The sequence below is a fragment of the Ruegeria sp. AL1 genome, assembly GCF_056540905.1.
Genome location: NZ_JBQFXP010000009.1, coordinates 1 through 20,435, shown reverse-complemented (window position 1 = coordinate 20,435; position 20,435 = coordinate 1). Strand labels below are relative to the sequence as shown.

Below are 20,435 nucleotides of genomic sequence, written 5' to 3'. Positions count from 1 at the left end.
TGAAAACCAATACTCTGCCCGCCGGAACAATCGCGTCAATTCCGGTCGACATCGCCGGGCATCTCTCCGCATAGTCCACCAACGCAGTGCTGAATGTCACACACGCCTGGACATCGGCGTTGATTGCCAGCCCATCAAAGGCATGAACGTATCTCTGGCAAGAACGCTAATGCAGGCTGCTGACGTAATCATCCGGATCGCGCCAGCGGGATGGACCACTGTAATCCCAAAGCGCCGCCGTTCTATTTCACATTGCAAGTCGATTTGATTTCAGCCGCGCGCTGATCGAGCTGCTTGACGTAGTCACCTGACAACATTTTCAGTCTCTTGTGCTCGGTTCCGGTCACCAATCCCAGCAAAGCCCCTGCAGGTGTCACGGCAATCACACTTTCCAACTGTTTGTCCTGCGCATGTTTTTTTTCGGCGGCTATGGCGCGCAAATCTCCTTCGGCGGTGGCGCAATTGACCGGATGTCTCTTCTCTGTTTCCTCGGCATATACCGTGGCGGCATTGCACATAGCTATCAATGACAGCAAGACGCACAAAGTAATATCTTTACACTTCAACGACATACAATGCTCTCCTCAATAAATTGCCGCAACTGAACGCCCCGACCCATAAGGCAAGATTACGTTCAACGCCTAAAAACTGGCAACTGTTCATCCGCGCGTCCCAAACCATAAAGGTCGAAAACTCGAAGCGTCCAAATACCGCAGAGCCTTGAGCCCGACCGCCATGACGCCTAGATTACAGTCAAGACGCGAGAACGGAGCCCATCCATGTTTGGCATTCCCGGCAAACAAGCCGTGACCATAACACCAAAAGCTGCACAGCAGATCGTGCGCCTGATGGAAACTGGCGGTCATGCCGGTTTGCGGATCGGCGTCAAAAAAGGCGGCTGTGCCGGTATGGAATACACCATGGACTACGTCGATGAGGCAGACGCCAATGACGAGGTCGTGGAACAGGACGGAGCCCGCGTGATGATCGCGCCGATGGCGCAAATGTTCCTTTTTGGCACCGAGATCGACTATGAGGTCTCTTTGCTGGAATCGGGCTTCAAGTTCCGAAATCCCAATGTGGTCGATGCTTGCGGATGCGGAGAGTCCATCAAGTTCGACGAAAGCCTTGAGGCACCGCGTTAACCCGCTGTTTTCAGATGCACGTAAGTCTCGTTAAAGCGTCGGGTCAGATGATCACCGGCGCTGATCGTTTGTTCGGATCCGGGCGGCGCAACATTGGTGTCGTATGACGGGTTGAAAAACAGCGGTACGGAAATCCGCTCCTGTGATCCGCCTTTGACCCTGTGCAACGTAGCCTTGACCTCTCCGGCGGTCCAAAACTCCAGCATTTCGCCAAAATTGATGATGAACTGTCCCGGCTCGGCCTGAACCGCCTGCCATGTGCCATCTGGCAGCAGCGCTTCCAGTCCCGGCGCGCCATCCGTTGCCAACAGCGTCAGACAGCCATAGTCAGTATGCGCTGCAATCCCAAAATCCTTGGCCCCCGCCCAATCCGGTCGGGTCGGATAGAAATTACCTCTCAGCAGCGCCATCGGCGTATGGAAGGCGTCGTCAAAGCTCGTCTCATCACGCCCCAGTGCAGCCGCTATAGCCCGCAGAACCCGCATGGCGACATCGCAGGCATCGGTATAGTAGGCCTGAACAGTCGTCCGAAATGAGTCCGCGCCGGCAGGCCAGAGGTTTGGGGCGTAGACGCTCAGATCACGGCCTTCATAGGGGCTTTCGGGTGGCAGTTCGTAACCGCAGTCAAAGACTTCTTTGAAATCCGGATTGGCCGTGGGATCGACCTGCTCGGATTGGGGTGCCCCCCATCCCCGATTTGCGCCCGTATCGGCCATATCGACGGTGCGCTTTACGTCTTCAGGCAGATGGAAGAACTGTCGGTAAGCCGAAATTACGCGGCCCACGCGATCCGCATCAAGCCCGGTGTTCGAAACGGTCAGAAACCCAACCTGCCCGACCGCGCGGCGCAACTTGGTCAACTCCTCCGGATCACGCTGATCCAGTTTTCTCAGGTTCAGGTTATCAATCATATCCACCTCGGAAATCTGCGCACGGCACGACCCTGCAGCGCAGCGACTGTTAGCTGAATTGTCATGGCGCGACCACAGTGTTATCGGAAACAGGCAACGACAAAAACCGGAGGAACACCAATGCGGCGCAAACTGGCAGCGGGTAACTGGAAAATGAACGGAACCAGCGCGGCGTTGGATGAGCTTGCAGAGCTTTCTGTTTCCTTCCCCTCGGCGTCCGTCGACATTCTGATCTGCCCTCCGGCCACCCTGTTGCATCGCGCGGCGGACAAGGTTGAAGGGACGGCGCTGTCGGTCGGCGGGCAGGATTGCCACGCCGCCAAATCGGGCGCGCATACCGGTGATCTGAGCGCCGAAATGCTGGTAGATGCGGGCGCAAGCGCTGTGATCCTGGGCCATTCCGAACGGCGCGAGGATCATGCGGAACAAAACGAAGACGTCCGCGCCAAGGCGCGCGCTGCGATGGATGCCGGGCTCAAGGCGATCATCTGCGTGGGCGAAAGTCTGGAACAGCGCGAGGCGGCCAATACGCTGGATATCATCGGTGGACAGATGTCGGGCTCTATCCCCGATCAGTCGACCGGCGAAAACCTGATCATCGCCTATGAGCCGATCTGGGCCATCGGCACCGGCAAGGTCCCGACGCTGGAAGAGATCGGCGAGGTCCATGACTTCATCCGCAACCGGCTGGAGCGCCGCTTTGGCGAAGGCGTCGGCCGCTCGGTGCGACTGCTATATGGCGGGTCGGTCAAACCGGGCAACGCCGCCGAGATCTTTGCCGTCTCGAACGTAGACGGCGCACTGGTCGGAGGCGCGAGCCTGAAGGCGCAGGATTTCGCGGGCATTATCGACGCGCTGCAATCGGCCTAAGCAACGCGCTCAGGCCAGTTTCATGGTCACCAGCCCCGCCACGATCAGAGCCGCCGCGAAAACGCGCATGGCCGTAACGGCCTCGCCCAGAAGCATGATCCCGACAAGAAACGCGCCCACCGCGCCGATTCCGGTCCAGATGACATAGGCCGTGCCCAGCGGCAGTGTCCGCATCGCCAGCGCCAACAAGCCGAACGACCCGATCATGGACACGCCCATGATCGCCGTTGGCCACAAACGGGTGAAACCTGCGGACTGTTTCATGGCCACAGCCCAAACTATTTCCAGAAGACCAGCAAAGAGAAGATATATCCAGGCCATTTGAGAACCCTCACATCACTTCGGGTCGTCCCGAATGATCATCCATGATGGAGAGGTCGTCCTCGCACCTTTACGTAAGAACTCCCGCCCGCCGTTCAACAGATGACAAAAAAAACCGGGCAGCGACGCCGCCCGGTTTCAATGCTCGATTTGGTTTGGCCTAGTTTGTTATGATCTCTGGCCCCATGAACGTGTTGGGCAGGAAGGTCGATATCCATGGGATATACGTGACCATGATCAGGAAGACGAACAGCACCGCGAGGAACGGCAGCGCCGCGCGCACAACACCCATCATCGGCATACCGGCAACGCCCGAGGTCACGAACAGGTTCAGACCGACCGGAGGCGTGATCATCCCGATCTCCATGTTGACCACCATGATGATGCCCAGATGGATCGGATCGATGCCCAGTTCGATGGCAATCGGGAACACCAGCGGCGCGACGATCACCAGCAGGCCCGAGGGCTCCATGAACTGACCGCCGATCAGCAGGATCACGTTAACCACGATCAGGAAGGTCACCGGACCCAGCCCCGCCGAGAGCATGGCGCTGGCGATGTGTTGGGGCACCTGCTCGTCGGTCAGCACGTGTTTCAGGATCAACGCGTTGGCGATCACGAACAGCAGCGTGACGGTCAGCTTGCCAGCCTCGAACAGCGTATGCTTGGTGTCGGGGTGGAAGAACGCCGTGACCAGAGCATAGGGTTTCTTCATCAGCGGCAGGTTCGATGTACCCTCTTCCGTGCTGAGCGGCCCCATATCCTTGTAGACAAAGCTGGCGATCAGGAAGGCGTAAACGGCGGCCACGGCGGCGGCCTCGGTCGGGGTGAAGATACCGCCGTAGATGCCACCCAGAATGATGACGATCAGGAACAGGCCCCAACCAGCCTCGCGCGCCGAGGTGAAGATTTCGCCCCAACCCTTCCAGTCGCCTTTGGGCAGGTTTTTGACCTTGGCCATGATGTAGATGGTGATCATCAGCATCAGACCGGCCATCAGGCCCGGAATAACGCCTGCCAGGAACATGCGTCCGACCGACACCTCAACAGCCGCGGCATAGACGACCATCACGATGGAGGGCGGGATCAGGATGCCCAGCGTGCCTGCGTTACAGATCACACCGGCAGCGAATTCCTTGGAATAACCCACCTGACGCATGCCCGCGATCACAATGGAACCGATGGCCACAACGGTTGCCGGGGACGAGCCAGAAAGCGCTGCAAACAGCATACAGGCGAACACACCCGCAATCGCCAGGCCGCCGGGCAAATGCCCCACACAGGCAATCGAGAAGCGGATGATCCGCCGCGCCACCCCGCCGGTCGTCATGAAGGACGAGGCCAGGATGAAGAACGGGATCGCAAGCAGGGTAAAGTGCCCCTCGAACGCCTCGAACAGGGTGCCCGCCACCGAGGCCAGAGAGCTGTCGGAATAGATCAGCAGGAACAGGGTGGAACTGAGGCCAAGCGCCACCGCAATCGGAACACCGATCAACAGCAGGCCGATGACCATCGAGAATAGAAGTACAACATCCATCAGTCATGCATCCCTTGCTGAGCGCGGACTTCTTCGATCTCGTCCTCGACTTCGTGGCTGGCGACAAGGCGGTCGGTTTCACCGCGCCAGATTTGAACGGCAACTTGCGAAAAGCGGATCACAAGCAGCACCATCGACACCGGCAACACCAGATAGGGCACGACTTTGGGCAGCTTTTCATAGCCCTCGCCATAGTTGATCATGTCCTCCAGAAAACGCAGCGGTGCGACCATGGGGATGTCGTCGACTTCATAGAAGCTCTGGCTGCGCGCACCGGTGTCGAACCCGGTCGGGAACCAGCGGCCCGAGGTGGGCGGCAAGTCGGCGAACACGGCCCAGTAGTCATACGAGCCCTTCAGCAGCAACAGCGAGAACACCAGACAGCACGCCACCGCAATCAGCGCCAAAACGCGGCGCGGTGCCGGGGCAAGCATGTTCAGGATTGCATCCACACCTAAGTGAGCGTGCTTCTTCACCGCGTAGGATGCGCCCAAGAGCACCAGCCAGCCGAAGGTGAAAACTGTCAGCTCAAGCGCCCACAGGATGTTGGAATTAAAGACGAACCGCGCGATCACGTTGGCAAAGGTGACGACTGTCATCACCCCCAACAGCAGCGCGATCATCGTCTCTTCGATATGGTCGACCAGCCCGCCAGAGCCGGGTTTCGCACCAGACATCTCATTGTCCCCGCAATTTGTGTGATGAGAGTAAGAAGTGGCGGGCCTTGATGCGGCCCGCCCGGCCTGCACGTCGATAACTCCCCAGTCCCGCGACGCGCGGCCTCGACCGGGATCAGAACCCGGCGTTGATCGCCTGAGCAGCGTCGATCTTGTCCTGACCGACATCGCCTGCGAACTTGTCCCAAACGGGCTTCATCGCATCGACCCAGGCCTGACGCTGATCCGCGTTCAATTCGCGGATGGTGCCGCCGGCATCGATCACCGACTGCTTGGCCGCTTCGTTCACAGCAAAGGCTTCCTTGTTCCGGATCTCGGTTACCTCGGACAGGATGGTCAGAAACTGATCGCGTACTTCCGGCTCAAGGCTGTCCAGCCAGTCAACCGAGGTCACGACCAGATAGTCGATGATGCCGTGGTTGGTCTCGGTGATGCCGTCCTGCACCTCAAAGAACTTCTTGCCGTAAATGTTCGACCAGGTGTTCTCCTGCCCGTCCACAACACCTTGCTGCAGCGCGCCGTAAACTTCCGAGAACGCCATTTTCTGCGGGCTGCCACCGATGGCCTCCATCTGTGCAACCAGAACGTCCGAGGACTGAACACGGAACTTCAAACCATCCGCATCTGTGGGCTCAACCAGCGGCTTGTTCGCCGACATCTGCTTCATACCGTTGTGCCAGAAGGCCAAGCCCTGCAGGCCACGACGCTGCATGCTGTCCTTCATCGCCTGACCGGCATCCGAGGCCTGGAACGCATCCACGGCATCGACATTCTTGAACATGAACGGCAGATCGAACAGGCGGAACTGCTTGGTGAACTTCTCGAATTTCGACAGCGACGGTGCGGCTAGTTGCACGTCGCCCTGCAGCATCGCCTCAAGCACCTTGTCGTCGTTGTACAGCGTTGAGTTCGGGAATACTTCCACACACATCACGCCATTCATCTCGTCATTGACGCGCTGTTCCAGCAGCGAAGCGGCGATGCCCTTGGGATGTTTGTCGGTGTTGGTCACATGCGCGAACTTGACGACAATCTCACCATCGTCGCAGGCGGCCATGCCAGCGGTTGCGGTCACTGTCAGCGCCAATGCGGTCGCAGCTGTTGTCAGGAATTTCATCAGTCTTTTCCTCCCAGACTTCCTAATCGACGCGCAAATCGCGTCTCACGAAGCGCAGTGAACCGAATCACAGATTTCAGCTCAACTTTTTGTTTTGATATCAGTCGGGTTCAAAATTCGTGTTTATTTTCTTTGCATTGCGAACCCAACCCGCATGGCGAAATTTTCGGTGAGCCCAAAGTGTGCGGAATCCCACACGGCCCGTCGCCAAGTTGTGCGGAATTCCGCACTGTTTCGAATCATCCGTGGCGAATCGCGCGCACCAGTTCCGCATTCCAGCCGCAGCCCGCGTCAGCGGGCTGCCACGCCCAACGGTTTTTGCTGCATGAAATGCAGGTCAAACCGGCGGGAGCCCCCTTAGCGCCGATAGTCTTCCGGACGGATCTTGTAGCGCGCCAGCTTGTCATAGAAAGTCTTACGCGGCAGCTTAAGCGCTTTGGCCGCTTCGGATGCCTTACCGTTGTGACGGCCCAACGCGGCCACAAGCAGCGAGCGTTCGACCCGAGCCACGTGTTCCACCAAACCCAACTCAGTCGCCTCGGACGCCTCCTCCGGCATGCCCAGAACAAAGCGCATGGCCGCAGACATCAATGATCGCGCATTACCAGGCCAGTCCTGCGTCATAAGCGAGGCAAGGTGTTCAGAGGTCACTTCGGGCGGCGCGATTCCCGCCTGCTCGGCGGCCTGCGCAACATAGTGGCGAAAGATCACCGGAATATCCTCGGGCCGTTCCGCCAAAGACGGTATGCGCACCTGCATGACATCCAACCGGTAGAACAAGTCCGGGTTAAACCGCCCCTGCTGTGCCAGCTCAGCCAGATCGGCGGTTGTCCCGGCAATGATGCGCGCCTCCTGACCTTTCTCGATCAGTTCCAAAGCGGCATATTGCGTCGCTTCCGGCATCGCTGAAACCTCGTCCAGAAACAGCGAGCCGCCGCCTGCATCAGAGCAGGCCGTATTCAGGTCATCTGCTGACAAGCCCGAGGCGGGACGTTTGATGAAAGGACCCTGTCCGACCGGCGACATCAGATGAACCACCTCGGCCACTTTCGAGATACCACTGCCCACAGGGCCCGTCACCAGAACCTCGGCGCGCGTTGCGGCCACTGTGCGCACGCGGGCGCGCAGGGTTTCAGCTTGCTGAGACAGACCAAAGAGCATGCGGGCAGCCGGGTCGCCGCGCTCCAGCTCTTGTTTGTGCGCGCGCTGCTCCAGTACGTCGGCGCGGTCGGCAAAAGCACGGCCAAGCACCTCAAGCAGATCGGCCGAGGCGCAGGGCTTTTCCAGAAAGTCATAGGCCCCCTGCCCCATGGCCTGAACCGCCATGGGAATATCGCCCTCTCCCGTTAATAATATAACGGGCAACTCGGGATCCATCTCGCGAGCATAGCTTAACAAATGAAACCCGTCGCGGCCCGGCATCCGAATGTCCGAAATCACGACACCTGCAAAATCCCGGTGAATGTGATCTTTTGCGGCGACAAAAGAGCCCGCAACGAGCGGTTCAAAATCCGCCAGTTCCAGCGTCTGCGCCAGCGCTTCGCGCACGGCGGCGTCATCATCAACCAGAAGAACCTTGCGGATCATGCGGCCTCTTCTTCCTTGTAATGCTCAAGCTCAACGGTGAACACGGCACCATCTTGCGTGTTTGATCCCTGAATATGGCCCCCAAAGCTTTGAACAAGGCCATATGAGATGGACAACCCCAACCCCATCCCCTCGGACGACCCCACGGTCTTGGTGGTATAGAACGGTTCGAACAGTTTTTCCGGGTCCTCGATGCCCGGACCAATATCGTTGACCGTCACCGACAGACGGTCGCCCTTGCTGAGTTCGATCCAGATGCGTCTGTGCTCCTGCCCGCTCATCGCATCTGCGGCATTGTTGATGAGGTTTACAAAAACCTGAACCAGACGCACCTCGCCCCCCCAGGCATAGACCGGCGTGTCATCGGGCTGCCAATCCAGAATGACCGCATCTGTCCTTAGGCGGGCCTCGGTCAGTTCGACGGCCGTGCTGATGACCTGAACCAGATCGACCTTGCCCATCGGTTCGCTTTCGTTGCGCGCAAAGGCCCTCAGGTTCTTGATGATCCGAGCCATCCGGGCGGCCATCTGCGAGATTCGGCCCAGATTCTCGCGTGCCCGGTCCGTCTTGCCCCGCTGCATGAAGGCCGAGCCGTTATCGGCAAATTGCTGAATGGCCATCAACGGCTGGTTCAACTCATGACTGATGCCGGCCGACATCTGCCCAAGCGCGCTGAGTTTTCCGGCCTGAACCAGTTCGTCCTGCGCTTTTTTCAGGGCGGCTTCGGCTTCTTCGCGTTCCGACACTTCGCGGCGCAGAGCCGCATTCGCAGCGGTCAGGGCATGCGTGCGTTGTTCGACACGGCTTTCCAGAACAGCGTTGGCCTCGGCCAGAGCGCGTCGCCGCTCGGTTGCCATGAACAGCAAGGCTCCAAACGCAAAGCAGATGGCCGCAACTGATGCAGCCTGCAACCCCGCCAACCGACGCGCGGGCGCCACATCGACCAGAACCTCGGCCGTCATGTCGATCACCGGCAGATCAAGCGTCAGATGCAACGCGTGGCGCGGCAGATAACGCCCCCAGTCCAGTTGCCACAGCTCATGCCCGCCGACGAGGGTCGAGGTGAAATTGACCTCAGCGCCTTCAGGCGGTGTTAGACCCAGTTGCCCGGGTTGACGCTGCCAGAACAACAGGTCTGACCGGTTCGAGATAAAGACGATGCCCTCAGCATCCACGAAGAAGACCGCTTCGGTGCTGCCCCGCCATGTCTGTTCGACGTCCTGCACGTCCGCCACAACCATCACCGCGCCCTCGACCTGACCATCTGGACCAAATGCCGGGGCTGCATAGGTATAAATCCGGTCGCCACTGCCGGGCTCGACGCCATGCGCGCTGCCCAGGGCTCCCTGCAGGGCGCGCGCAAAGGCTGGATGTCCGGCCATGTCCTGGTCGGGAACCGGCTGCGCCGCTGCCAAAATCCGCCCGGTTCGATCCAGATAGATCATATTGACCGCAGCAGTTTTGTCAGCGACATCCAACAGCATTGCCTGCGCCATTTGTTTTTGCGTCGCCGTATCAAGCGCACCCAGAACCGGATGATCCGCCATCAGAACCGCCAGTTCCTGATAGACCTGCATTTGTGTGCTCAGCCGGTCAGCCGCCAGTTCAAGATCGGCCTCGGCCTTTTCGCTCAGTTGCGACAGGGCCTGACGGTACCCGTAGGTCCAGACGCTGACCGTCAGAAGCCCGACGGCACACAGAAACCCCAGAATGATCCAAATGCGTTGCATGTCTAAGGGTCTTGCATTCAACACGCGCCATGGCAAGTCTGCACGGCATGAAGACGCTGAGCCAATCCCCCACCGATCCGGATTTTGTGGCGAACCCATACCCGTTCTATGACACGGCCCGAAGCCACGGGGATTTGTTTTACTGGTCCGAATACGACATGCCCGCCGCAGTATCACATCGCGCCGTCAGCGTCCTTTTGCGCGACCGCCGCCTTGGGCGCGAAATCCCACCCGAGCTGGCCAAGTCAGGCCCTGCCCATATTGCGCCATGGCTGGCGGTCGAGGCACATTCGATGCTGGAGCTTGAGCCGCCGCGCCACACACGATTGCGCGCCCTTGTCCTGCGCGCTTTTACCTCGCGCGCGATTGCCGAACTGGCCCCTTCCATCACCGATTTGTGTCACGACCTGATCGCGCAATTCCCCGATTCTCCGTTCGATCTGCTGAATGCCTATTGCACGCAGGTGCCCGTCATCACGATTTGCCGCCTGTTGGGCGTGCCCGAGGCTCTGGCCCCTGACCTGCTGCGCTGGTCACACGACATGGTCGCGATGTATCAGGCGAGCCGCACCCGCAGGACCGAGGACGCCGCTGCACAAGCCGCGCTGGAATTCACTGCGTTTCTGGACAGCTATATCGAACAGCGGCGACAAGACCCAAGGGACGATCTGATCACCCGGTTGATCGCCGCCGAGGAAGACGGAGACAAGCTGTCGAAGGACGAGTTGATCACAACCTGCATTCTGCTGCTGAACGCTGGTCATGAGGCGACAGTCCACGCCCTTGGCAACGGCGTCAGGATGCTGTTGCAGACCGGTCTTGGCGCTGAGGTCCTGACTTCCACCACTCTGGATAACGTGATCGAGGAGATTCTGCGCTTTGATCCCCCGCTGCATATGTTCACGCGCTATGTCTACGAAGATGTGGAACTGTTCGGCACGCAATTCAAACGTGGCGATAAGGTCGCGTTGCTGTTGGGTGCCGCCAATCGTGATCCCGACATCTGGCAGGACCCCAACCGGTTTGATCCGCACCGCAAGGTCGTCGCGAATTCCAGCTTTGGCGGCGGTTTGCATTTTTGTGTCGGCGCGCCTCTGGCTCGGCTGGAGATGCGGATCGCGCTGCCGATCCTGTTCCAGAGATGTCCAAAACTGCGGCTGGCCGAACCGGCAGAATTCGCCAACAGCTATCACTTTCATGGCCTGACCGAACTGTTGGTCGAAACCTAAGCTGTGGCTTGGCTAGGCGCTTAGCGGAAGCATGGTGGTCGATTTGATCTCTTCCATCGACAGCAGGGCAGTCACGTTGTGCACGCGCACTTCGGAAATCAGGGATTGGTAGAAATTGTCATAGGCCCGCGCATTCCGCACGCGCACTTTCAGAATATAGTCGATATCGCCTGCCAGACGGTGAGCCTCCTGCACCTCGGGTCTGTCGCGCAGCGCTTTCAGGAATTTGCGCTGCCAGTCGGCTTCGTGTTCGGACGTGCGGATCAAAACGAAGAACGTGGCCTCCAGACCCAGCGCCTCGGCATCCAGCAAAACGGTCTGCTGACCGATGATCCCGGCCCCCTTCAGTTTCCGAATGCGATTCCAGACCGGTGTCTTGGAACTGCCCACACGAGCCGCGATTTCGTCCAGCGACTGGCTCGCGTCCCGCTGAAGCTCGGTTAGAATTTTCCGATCCGTGTCGTCAATGCGCACCGACATTCCAATTATTCCTTTCTGACAGAACACATGTTCCACCTGCTGACCCATGCAGAACGAACGTCCTTATTTGGTCACCCATATAGCGAATAAGTGGGAATATTTCCTATATAGGGTGTTAAGTCAAACAATGCTGCAGAAGACGCAAAGATGCAAAACGGACCACATTCACACCGGCCTTATATCCAGCCCGCCATTGGCGGACGGACCGTAGTTGTGCGTCTTGTCGGCACCCTACAAGAACAACTGGCCCTGAACACGGCCGCCAGTGATTTCAACAAGGAGCGTTTCTGATGGCGCGTGCATTTACTCCGAAAGTCGTGACAGCCAATGATCTGCTTGAAGGCGATGTCATCTATCTGACCGAAGACAATCGCTGGTCGCGCGAATTGTCCGAGGCCGAGCTGATCACGGATGAGGCCCACGCGCAAGTGCGCCTGCTGGATGCGGAACGTCAGACCAGCAAGATCGTCGGCGCGTATCTGGCCGATGCGGTGAGCGGCGCGAACGGCCCCGAACCCACCCATTTCCGCGAGGATTTCCGCCGCACCGGGCCGTCCAACTATGCCCACGGCAAGCAGGAAACAGCAACGCAGCCCCGGACCTGACCACAGGCCTCTTCTCTCCCCATATAAGGCCCCAAGGTTCGGGGCTGCAACGAAGGACAGCTAATCATGTATCGCTACTCCGAGTTCGACACAGCATTTTTGGCAGAACGCAACGCGCAGTTCCGGGCACAGGTTGAGCGCCGCATTGACGGATCGCTGACCGAGGACGAGTTCAAACCGTTGCGCCTGATGAATGGCCTGTATCTGCAGTTGCACGCGTATATGCTGCGGGTTGCGATCCCCTATGGCACGCTGTCCAGCGCACAGATGCGTCAGCTGGCTCTGCTGGCTGAAAAGTGGGACAAGGGCTATGGGCATTTCACCACCCGTCAGAACATCCAGTATAACTGGCCCAAGCTGAACGACGTACCGGATATGCTGGACGCGCTGGCCGAGGTTGGGATGCACGCCATCCAGACCAGCGGCAACACCATTCGCAATGTGACCACAGACCACTTCGCCGGTGCCGCCGCGGATGAGGTCGCCGACCCGCGCCCCTACGCCGAACTTCTGCGCCAGTGGTCGACCGACCACCCCGAATTCCAATTCATGCCGCGTAAGTTCAAGATCGCCATCACCGGTTCGGAAAACGACCGCGCCGTGATCAGGGCACACGATATCGGTCTGCAACTGGTCGAGCGTGACGGTGTTCTGGGTGCCCGCGTTATAGTGGGGGGTGGTCTGGGCCGCACCCCGATGATCGGCAAAGAGCTGTCTGACTTCGTCGCCTTTGACGATCTGCTGGCCTATCTTGAAGCTACCGTTTCCGTGTGGAACCAGATCGGTCGCCGCGACAACAAATACAAGGCGCGCATCAAGATCACCGTACACGAGCATGGCATCGACGCCATCCGCGCCAAGGTCAACGAACGCTTCCTGCAGGTCCGCCCGCAGTTCAAAGGGGCCGACATGGCGCTGCTGGATGAGATCAAGGGCCACTTTGCCGCCCCTGCCTTCCGCAAAGGCTCGGTTGCATCGTTTGAAAGCGCCTACACCAACGATCCGGTTTTCCGCTCGTGGGTCGATACCAACATCGCGCCGCACAAGAATGCGGACCACGCGATCGTGACGATCTCGATCAAAAGACACGGCGCGACGCCCGGCGATGCGACGGCCGAGCAGATGCGTGTGATGGCCGATCTGGCCGAAGAGTTCGCCTATGACGAGCTGCGTATCAGCCATGAGCAGAACGTGATCCTGCCGCATGTCCACAAATCGGACCTGCCCGCGATCCATGCCAAGCTGAAGGAATACGAGTTGGCCACCGCCAATATCGGCCTGATCAGCGACATCATCGCCTGCCCCGGCATGGATTACTGCGCGCTGGCCACGGCGCGTTCGATCCCGGTTGCGCAGGAAATCGCGACCCGCTTTGACGATCTGAAGCTGGAGCATGATATCGGCCACCTGAAGATCAAGATCTCGGGCTGCATCAACGCTTGTGGGCACCACCATGTGGGTCACATCGGCATCCTTGGTCTGGATCGCGCAGGTGTCGAGAACTATCAGATCACTCTGGGTGGTGACGGCACCGAAACAGCGGCAATCGGCGACCGTACCGGTCCCGGCTTTGCCTATGACGAGATCGTTCCCGCCGTGGAGCGCATCGTCGACACCTATCTGGAGCAACGCGAAAGCGCCGAAGAGGAATTCCTGCAGACCTATCGTCGTGTCGGCATGGCCCCGTTCAAAGCAGCCCTCTACCCCGAGGCGCAGGCGAATGCCGCTTGACCTGATCCAGACGGAACTGGGTAAAGAGCGCAGCGCACTAACCGAAAGGGTCGAGGCGCTGAATGCCCGGTTTCGGCACCACAGTGCGCATGATGTGATGCATGGGGCCATCGAAGAGATCGACGATCTCGCTTTGGTGTCCAGCTTTGGCGCGGAATCTGTGGTGTTGCTGCACATGGCTGCGGTTGTCGACAAGATGACCCCGGTGTTGTTCATCGACACCCAGATGCTGTTTACGGAAACGCTGGAATACCAGCAGGAAGTCAGCGAGCGTCTGGGCTTGAAGAACGTGCGGATCATCCGCGCAGACGAAGAAGACATTCAGCGCGAAGACCCCTATGGTGCACTGCGCTTGCAGGATACGGACGCCTGCTGCAACCTGCGCAAGACCTTCCCGCTGCAACAGGCGCTGTCAGGCTACTGCGGCTGGATCACGGGCCGCAAACGGTTTCAGGCAGGCACCCGCGCCGCGCTTGACTTCTTTGAGGTCGAAGATGGGACCGGCCGGATCAAGGTCAATCCACTGGCCCATTGGGCGCCCGAAGACGTGCGCACCTATATGATAGAAAACAACCTGCCCCGGCATCCGCTGGTGGCCAAAGGTTACCCCTCGATCGGCTGTGCGCCCTGCACCTCGCCGGTCAAAGAAGGCGAAGACCCGCGCGCAGGACGGTGGCGCGATCAGAACAAAGAAGAATGCGGCATCCATTTTGTCGATGGCAAAATGGTGCGCGCCGGAGAGAGAACATGAATGTAATCGTAACGGATGATGGCTTTTCACCCGACGACTGGACCGACGGCTTTGTCACGCTGGAAGATGCGGCCAATGATGTGGTCGCGCTGGATGTGGCCTCGGACACAGACCCGGACGAGTTGTATGACCGTCTTGGCAGCGCCCGAATGGTGCGCGTGGATTTCCCCTCGTCGGCGGATGGGCGCGGCTTTACGATCGCGCGCATCCTGCGCCTGAAAGGCTATACCGGGCGTTTGCGCGCCAAGGGGCATGTGCTGGCTGACCAATATGCCATGGCGCGCCGCAGCGGCTTTGACGAGGTCGAGATCGATCACGCATTGGCCAACCGGCAACCCGAAGATCAGTGGCTGGCACGAGCCGATTGGCAATCGCACAATTATCAGTCGCGGCTTCGCGGCTAGGGTCACATTCACTGGAAAATGAAACGTAGGGGCAACCTGCCCCTTTTCCTGACTTGGATCAAAGATTAAACGGAGATGTCGGTTTACCCAACCGGCAGTGATAACGATGACAGAGATGAAGCCCGTGACCGAAGCAACCGCCGTCAAGGCCCCCGTTCTGCCCGACGCCCAGACCGTCACCGACGTCAAGCATTGGACGGACCGTCTGTTCTCTTTCAAGGTCACGCGCCCGGCTTCGCTGCGGTTCCGCTCGGGCGAGTTCGTGATGATCGGCCTTCTCGGTGACAACGGAAAACCGCTGCTGCGGGCCTATTCGATCGCCTCGCCATCATGGGACGAAGAACTGGAGTTCTATTCGATCAAGGTGCAGGACGGCCCTCTGACATCGAAATTGCAGCACATCCATCCCGGAGATCAGATCATCCTGCGCCCCAAGCCCGTCGGCACGCTGGTCCATGACGCGCTGCTGCCCGGCAAGCGCATCTGGTTCTTTGCCACCGGCACCGGCTTTGCCCCCTTTGCTTCGCTGCTGCGTGAACCGCAGACTTACGAAGACTACGATGAGGTGATCATCACCCATACCTGCCGCGATGTGGCCGAGTTGGACTATGGTCGTGAGCTGATCGAAAACGTGCGCAACGATGAATTGCTGGCCGAACTGATCGGTGAGGGTTTCGCCGACAAGATCCGCTACTACCCAACCACCACGCGGGAAGAGAGCCCCAAGATGGGCCGCATCACCACTCTGCTGCAGGATGGCACGGTGTTTGCCGATCTGGGTATCGAAGGCGGTATCAAGCCGGAAACCGACCGTGCTATGGTCTGTGGCAGCCTGGCGTTCAATCACGACATCAAGGCCATCCTTGAAGAATTCGGCTTGCGCGAAGGGGCGAATTCGGAACCCAAGGAATTCGTGATTGAAAAGGCATTTGTAGGTTGAACCGAACCTTTCGGATCACAACCAATGTATAAACCTGCTGTGAAACTTGCGAATTTCGCGGGTTTCGCAACTGTTGGCGCTTGAAACACTGTTCGGCCCGGTCTAAATTCCGGGCTCGAAATTCTGCAACCATCAAAGGAATGAACCCATAGCCCGCAGACCTCACAACGCGCCCCCGCAGAGAGACACCGGACCGCGCGTCAATGACAGAATCCGTGCCCCCGAAATTCGCCTGATTGGCGCCGAAGGCGAAAATGTCGGGGTGGTTCATCCCGCCAAAGCCATGCAACTTGCCGCCGACGCCGGGCTCGACCTTGTCGAGATCTCGCCCAACGCGAACCCGCCGGTCTGCAAGATCATGGATTTTGGCAAGTTCAAGTACGAACAGCAAAAGCGCGAAAGCGAAGCCCGCAAGAAGCAAAAAGTCATCGAGGTGAAAGAGGTCAAGTTCCGGCCCAACACCGATACCCATGACTATGACGTCAAGATGAAGAACGTCTTCAAGTTTCTGGAAAAGGGTGACAAAGTTAAGGTTACCCTGCGTTTCCGGGGCCGCGAAATGGCGCACCAGAACCTCGGGCGTGAACTTCTGGAACGTGTGGCCGAGGACATCAAGGAACTTGGCAAGGTAGAAAACATGCCCAAGATGGAAGGCCGTCAGATGATCATGATGATCGGCCCGCTGCCCCAGAAGTAACGACATCTGCGCTTAGCGTATCAAAGCCCTCTTGTAAGCAAGGGGGCTTTTTTCGTTTTCAGCTCGCCTGGCGATTCCGAACCCACTGTGCTGCATCCCGAACGTCGAACATCAACGAGATGACATCGACCACCAGCAGCACCCAAAGAAATCGCACATAGCCCGCAGACAGGTTTTCGGCACCCACAAGCACAAGCACCACAATCATCACCAAAGGCGTCCAGCACAGGATATGCGGCAAGGCCATCGCGCCGGACATCCCCCGCGCCGCTATCATGATCGGAAGATTCAGTGCCATTCCGGTTATGGCCAGAAAAGCGATCAGGCCTGCTTGTGGCTGGGACAAAAATGCCAGTGGCAGCAGGTTGACCGGCACAAGGATCACTGCCACCCATATCTGAACCCACAGCGGCAATCTCCGAAAACTGTTCCAGATATCGAGGAGCATGGCCCTGGCCTTTCAATTGGTCGTTCGTCCGGTGATCCTAGCGCCTGACGCTCCTGTCAAAAGGGCGGTCACGGACTTGTCAGATCACCGAGGCGATGGCGCGATCCAGCTTGTTCACCGTCTCATGCAACTGTTCCTCTTCGATGATGAACGGAGGCGCTAGAAGGATGTGATCTCCGTTGCGCCCATCCCGCGTTCCCGCCATGGGATAACAGATCAGCCCCTCGGCAAAGGCGGCTTTCTTGATCTTTCCGGCAATCCCGCGTGATGGATCGAACGGCGCTTTTGTTTCCCTGTCCTCGACCAGCTCGAGCCCTCGAAACAAACCGCGCCCCCGGATATCGCCAATGTTGGGGTGCTGACCAAAACGGGCCTCGAGCAAGGCCTGCAACCGCCGCCCCATTTGGGCGGCCCGTTGTGGCAATTCGCGCGAGGTCAATTCCTGCACGACGGCCAGCGCCGCTGCGGTCGCCACCGGATGACCGATATAGGTGTGGCCATGCTGAAAAAACCCCGACCCATCCCGGATCGCATCATAAATCCGGCCGGTGCACAACATCGCCCCGATAGGCTGATACCCGGCCCCCAACCCCTTGGCGATACATAGGATATCCGGCACGACCTGATCGTGGTCGCACGCGAACAAATGCCCGGTGCGTCCCATTCCGCACATCACCTCATCCAAAATCAGCAACACGCCATACTGATCGCAAATCTCGCGAATCCGCCGGAAATACCCATCAACAGCGGGCACGGCGCCCAATGTTGCCCCAACTACAGGTTCGGCCATGAATGCCATAACTGTCTCGGGACCAAGGCGCAGGATCTCGGTCTCGAGTTCATTGGCGACACGCTGGCCATAGTCAAAGCTGCTTTCGCCTTCGAGCCCTTCGGCATACTCGTAACAGGGCGCTATATGCGTCATCTCGATCAACATCGGCGCAAATTGCGCCCGCCGCCAAGCGTTGCCCCCAGCAGACAACGCCCCAAGCGTATTGCCATGATAGCTCTGCCGCCGCGCGATGACATGGCGCCGCTCAGGTTGACCGATTTCAAGGAAATACTGCCGCGCCAGCTTGATCGCAGCTTCGGTCGCCTCGGACCCGCCCGAAACGAAATAAACCCGCTCAAGATCGCCCGGGGCATGCTGGATCAGCAAATCCGCCAAAGCCTCGGCCGGTTCAGATGTCATGAACCCCGAATGCGCAAACGCAATTTTGTCGACCTGCGCCTTGACCGCTTGCGCAACTTTAGCATTCGAATGACCCAGGCACGAAACCGCCGCATCCCCGCAATCCAGATATCGATTGCCCGAGGCGTCAATCAGATAGCACCCGTCCCCTGCCGCCGCGACCGGCAATTCCGCCCTGGTGTGGCGCGGAAACACATGACTCATCTTCTGCTTCCTTTTAACAATTCAACCAGCGCTGCAACCGAGGCTGCGTTATCGGCCCACAGACGCCCTTTTGAATTCACCATACTATTTTCAAACCCGACCCGCACATCTCCGCCGTTTTCTGCCGCATAGCTCAGGCACGCATGTTCATGTTTACCAAACGCACACAGCATCCACCGCGATGGCTGAGGAAGAAAGACATCCAAATCCCCCGGGTCCGAGTTCCGCCCGGAAGAATACCGCCCCAACACCAGCAACCGCTCCTGTTGATCGGGCTGAACAATCCCGCGATCCTGCCAATGATCCAACAGCGCCGCATCAGATTGATCATAAAGGATATGCTGCACCCGTGTCCCTTGCGCAGCACATTCTGCATAGACCTGCGGCGCCAGTGCTTCATCCCGCGCGATTTCCCGAACCGAGATCGAGGCCCATTCCGGCTTCACCGATCTCAGGCAAAACAGTTGCTGAGCAACATCAAACAGACCGGCGGCCTCGGTGGTGATCTGCACGTCGATCTCAGGAACCTTGCGGCGCAGTTCGGCGATCGTCTCAAGATACAATCCCGAATCCAGTGAATGCCGCCCTGCCTTGTCGCGAACATGCAGGTGTAGCCCGTTGGCCCCGGCATCGGAACAGGCTTTGGCTGTCTCCACAAGTTCCGGCACGGTGACAGGAATCGCCGGATGGTCCTTCGCCCCGCGCCGCGCGCCATTTGGGGCAACCAACACGTAAGGAGGCTGCTGGCATTCAAGTGTTTTTTGGTGCACCGCTGTCACCCCGATACTCTTGCTGTGTGCAACAGATTTACGCGCAAACAAATCGTTTTCAATTTGCTTTCTTCATAACATATGTTTTTCTACGCTCATGCAATCGACAGCACCACAGATCACCGCGCATCTGCGACGGGAAATTGATGCCCTGCCCCCTCAGATGCAGGCGGCGGCCAAATATATCATAGACCACCCCGGAGATTTCGGGCTGGACCCGATCCGCACAACTGCGCAGAAAATCGGGGTAAGCTCCAACGTTCTTGTCCGCCTGTCCCAAAGGTTCGGGTTCGACAGTTTCGACAGTTTCCGCACCCCTTTTCGGCAGATTCTGGTCACGGACCGAGAAGCGCAGCTTGGTCAGGACTGGCTGGATCAAATGCAGGCCAAAGGCGGCTTTGACGCCACTCACGCCACCTTTGTCCAAAACGAACTGAACGTGGCAACCCGATCTATGCGGCTGCTGGACCCCAGGACGGCAAAACGGGCCATCGACGTTGTGACCAAGTCCAACCGATGCTTCATCACCGCCACGCGCGCCAGCTATGCATTGGCCTATTATTTTCACTATGCGGGGCGAATGGCCCATCCGGGGTTACAGCTGATTCCGCGCCATATGGGATCGGCTGTGGATGATCTTCTGCAGGCGGATCAGACCGATTGCCTGCTGGCAATTACCGTGCAGCCCTATTCCTCGGACACGATCAAATCCATGCGCTTTGCTCAGGATCGTGGCTTGAAACTGGTGCTTATATCAGACAGTGACGTCATCGCACCGGGCCTGAAACCGGACGTCAGCTTGACAATCAGCACCCGCACACACCACGCCTTCACCAGCTTCTCTGGCGCGATGGTCGTTCTTGAGTGTCTCTTGGCCCATCTGTTCAACGCGGGCGGACATACCGCGCAGGATCGGGTGGAACAGTATCAAAAGGCTCGGGAAGACACGGGCGCATACTGGCAACCCCCAAAACCACCTCGCGTACGTCCCCAATAATCCCCCGGCGTTTTGTGCCGGGGGCATGTGTGTTTCCCGCTTTGTTTTGCGGTGTATCAGGTACAGGCGTTGACGGCGCGTTTTGTCATGAC

Annotated in this window: 22 protein-coding genes; 10 read left to right on the top strand and 12 right to left on the bottom strand. The window is 58.6% G+C overall.

Features of this window, described 5'->3' with window-relative positions; all coding sequences use genetic code 11:
- Positions 1-242: 242 nt before the first annotated feature.
- Entirely contained in the window at positions 243-572 is a 330-nt protein-coding gene (locus ACRZ9X_RS14780) for a hypothetical protein (RefSeq protein WP_480520160.1), read from the bottom strand.
- A 207-nt stretch (positions 573-779) separates the two neighbouring features.
- Between ACRZ9X_RS14780 and ACRZ9X_RS14775 the strand changes: the two genes are divergently transcribed.
- Complete coding sequence (locus ACRZ9X_RS14775) at positions 780-1,145, top strand: HesB/IscA family protein (protein WP_480520158.1); 366 nt, start codon at positions 780-782, stop codon at positions 1,143-1,145.
- Here ACRZ9X_RS14775 and ACRZ9X_RS14770 read toward each other — a convergent pair.
- The gene (locus tag ACRZ9X_RS14770) at positions 1,142-2,056 is read right to left on the bottom strand and encodes an isopenicillin N synthase family dioxygenase (protein WP_480520156.1); all 915 of its coding nucleotides are present in this window, start codon (positions 2,054-2,056) and stop codon (positions 1,142-1,144) included. The genes ACRZ9X_RS14775 and ACRZ9X_RS14770 overlap by 4 nt on opposite strands.
- Positions 2,057-2,176: 120 nt before the next feature.
- Here ACRZ9X_RS14770 and tpiA point away from each other — a divergent pair, with 120 nt between their 5' ends.
- Positions 2,177-2,926: a triose-phosphate isomerase gene (tpiA, locus tag ACRZ9X_RS14765; protein ID WP_480520155.1), complete on the top strand. Its 750-nt coding sequence runs from the start codon at positions 2,177-2,179 to the stop codon at positions 2,924-2,926.
- 9 nt (positions 2,927-2,935) lie between these two features.
- On the opposite strand, the gene ACRZ9X_RS14760 is transcribed toward tpiA, so the two are convergent.
- The 6 genes from ACRZ9X_RS14760 to ACRZ9X_RS14735 form a co-directional block, all read right to left on the bottom strand.
- A complete protein-coding gene (locus tag ACRZ9X_RS14760; protein WP_480520153.1) occupies positions 2,936-3,247 on the bottom strand; it encodes a DMT family transporter in 312 nt (103 codons plus the stop codon).
- Between the two features lie 160 nt (positions 3,248-3,407).
- Complete coding sequence (locus tag ACRZ9X_RS14755) at positions 3,408-4,784, bottom strand: TRAP transporter large permease (RefSeq protein WP_480520151.1); 1,377 nt, start codon at positions 4,782-4,784, stop codon at positions 3,408-3,410.
- The gene (locus ACRZ9X_RS14750; protein WP_480520149.1) at positions 4,784-5,461 is read right to left on the bottom strand and encodes a TRAP transporter small permease; all 678 of its coding nucleotides are present in this window, start codon (positions 5,459-5,461) and stop codon (positions 4,784-4,786) included. The genes ACRZ9X_RS14755 and ACRZ9X_RS14750 overlap by 1 nt, the downstream gene beginning before the upstream one ends.
- A gap of 115 nt (positions 5,462-5,576) precedes the next feature.
- The gene (locus tag ACRZ9X_RS14745; protein WP_480520147.1) at positions 5,577-6,578 is read right to left on the bottom strand and encodes a DctP family TRAP transporter solute-binding subunit; all 1,002 of its coding nucleotides are present in this window, start codon (positions 6,576-6,578) and stop codon (positions 5,577-5,579) included.
- Positions 6,579-6,935: 357 nt separating this feature from the next.
- Entirely contained in the window at positions 6,936-8,165 is a 1,230-nt protein-coding gene (locus ACRZ9X_RS14740) for a sigma-54-dependent transcriptional regulator (RefSeq protein WP_480520145.1), read from the bottom strand.
- On the bottom strand, positions 8,162-9,895 hold the full coding sequence (locus tag ACRZ9X_RS14735; RefSeq protein WP_480520143.1) for a sensor histidine kinase: 1,734 nt from the start codon (positions 9,893-9,895) through the stop codon (positions 8,162-8,164). Before ACRZ9X_RS14735 ends, ACRZ9X_RS14740 begins: the two co-directional genes overlap by 4 nt.
- Positions 9,896-9,942: 47 nt before the next feature.
- Between ACRZ9X_RS14735 and ACRZ9X_RS14730 the strand changes: the two genes are divergently transcribed.
- A complete protein-coding gene (locus ACRZ9X_RS14730) occupies positions 9,943-11,124 on the top strand; it encodes a cytochrome P450 (RefSeq protein WP_480520580.1) in 1,182 nt (393 codons plus the stop codon).
- Positions 11,125-11,136: 12 nt separating this feature from the next.
- Here the strand turns inward: ACRZ9X_RS14730 and ACRZ9X_RS14725 are convergent, their stop codons facing one another.
- Positions 11,137-11,604, bottom strand: coding sequence for an Lrp/AsnC family transcriptional regulator (locus tag ACRZ9X_RS14725; protein WP_480520141.1), 468 nt, complete (start codon positions 11,602-11,604; stop codon positions 11,137-11,139).
- Between the two features lie 290 nt (positions 11,605-11,894).
- Between ACRZ9X_RS14725 and ACRZ9X_RS14720 the strand changes: the two genes are divergently transcribed.
- The 6 genes from ACRZ9X_RS14720 (at position 11,895) to infC (ending at position 16,732) form a co-directional block, all read left to right on the top strand.
- A complete protein-coding gene (locus ACRZ9X_RS14720; RefSeq protein WP_480520139.1) occupies positions 11,895-12,209 on the top strand; it encodes a DUF2849 domain-containing protein in 315 nt (104 codons plus the stop codon).
- A 66-nt stretch (positions 12,210-12,275) separates the two neighbouring features.
- Positions 12,276-13,940 (top strand): nitrite/sulfite reductase, encoded by a 1,665-nt coding sequence (locus tag ACRZ9X_RS14715; protein WP_480520137.1) that lies wholly within the window; start codon positions 12,276-12,278, stop codon positions 13,938-13,940.
- Positions 13,930-14,691 (top strand): phosphoadenylyl-sulfate reductase, encoded by a 762-nt coding sequence (locus tag ACRZ9X_RS14710; RefSeq protein WP_480520135.1) that lies wholly within the window; start codon positions 13,930-13,932, stop codon positions 14,689-14,691. The genes ACRZ9X_RS14715 and ACRZ9X_RS14710 overlap by 11 nt, the downstream gene beginning before the upstream one ends.
- On the top strand, positions 14,688-15,095 hold the full coding sequence (locus tag ACRZ9X_RS14705; protein WP_480520133.1) for a DUF934 domain-containing protein: 408 nt from the start codon (positions 14,688-14,690) through the stop codon (positions 15,093-15,095). The genes ACRZ9X_RS14710 and ACRZ9X_RS14705 overlap by 4 nt, the downstream gene beginning before the upstream one ends.
- A 106-nt stretch (positions 15,096-15,201) precedes the next feature.
- The gene (locus ACRZ9X_RS14700) at positions 15,202-16,035 is read left to right on the top strand and encodes a ferredoxin--NADP reductase (protein ID WP_480520131.1); all 834 of its coding nucleotides are present in this window, start codon (positions 15,202-15,204) and stop codon (positions 16,033-16,035) included.
- A 106-nt stretch (positions 16,036-16,141) separates the two neighbouring features.
- Positions 16,142-16,732 carry a translation initiation factor IF-3 gene (infC, locus tag ACRZ9X_RS14695; RefSeq protein ID WP_480520578.1) on the top strand — a complete coding sequence of 197 codons (591 nt, stop codon included), beginning with the start codon at positions 16,142-16,144 and terminating at the stop codon, positions 16,730-16,732.
- Positions 16,733-16,790: 58 nt separating this feature from the next.
- Here infC and ACRZ9X_RS14690 read toward each other — a convergent pair whose 3' ends face one another.
- The 3 genes from ACRZ9X_RS14690 to ACRZ9X_RS14680 form a co-directional block, all read right to left on the bottom strand.
- Complete coding sequence (locus ACRZ9X_RS14690) at positions 16,791-17,180, bottom strand: hypothetical protein (protein ID WP_480520130.1); 390 nt, start codon at positions 17,178-17,180, stop codon at positions 16,791-16,793.
- Positions 17,181-17,259: 79 nt separating this feature from the next.
- Entirely contained in the window at positions 17,260-18,576 is a 1,317-nt protein-coding gene (locus ACRZ9X_RS14685; RefSeq protein WP_480520128.1) for an aspartate aminotransferase family protein, read from the bottom strand.
- A complete protein-coding gene (locus tag ACRZ9X_RS14680) occupies positions 18,573-19,346 on the bottom strand; it encodes a beta-keto acid cleavage family enzyme (RefSeq protein WP_480520126.1) in 774 nt (257 codons plus the stop codon). The genes ACRZ9X_RS14685 and ACRZ9X_RS14680 overlap by 4 nt, the downstream gene beginning before the upstream one ends.
- Before the next feature lie 97 nt (positions 19,347-19,443).
- On the opposite strand from ACRZ9X_RS14680, the gene ACRZ9X_RS14675 reads away from it, so the two are divergent.
- A complete protein-coding gene (locus ACRZ9X_RS14675; protein WP_480520124.1) occupies positions 19,444-20,343 on the top strand; it encodes a MurR/RpiR family transcriptional regulator in 900 nt (299 codons plus the stop codon).
- Positions 20,344-20,435 lie beyond the last annotated feature (92 nt).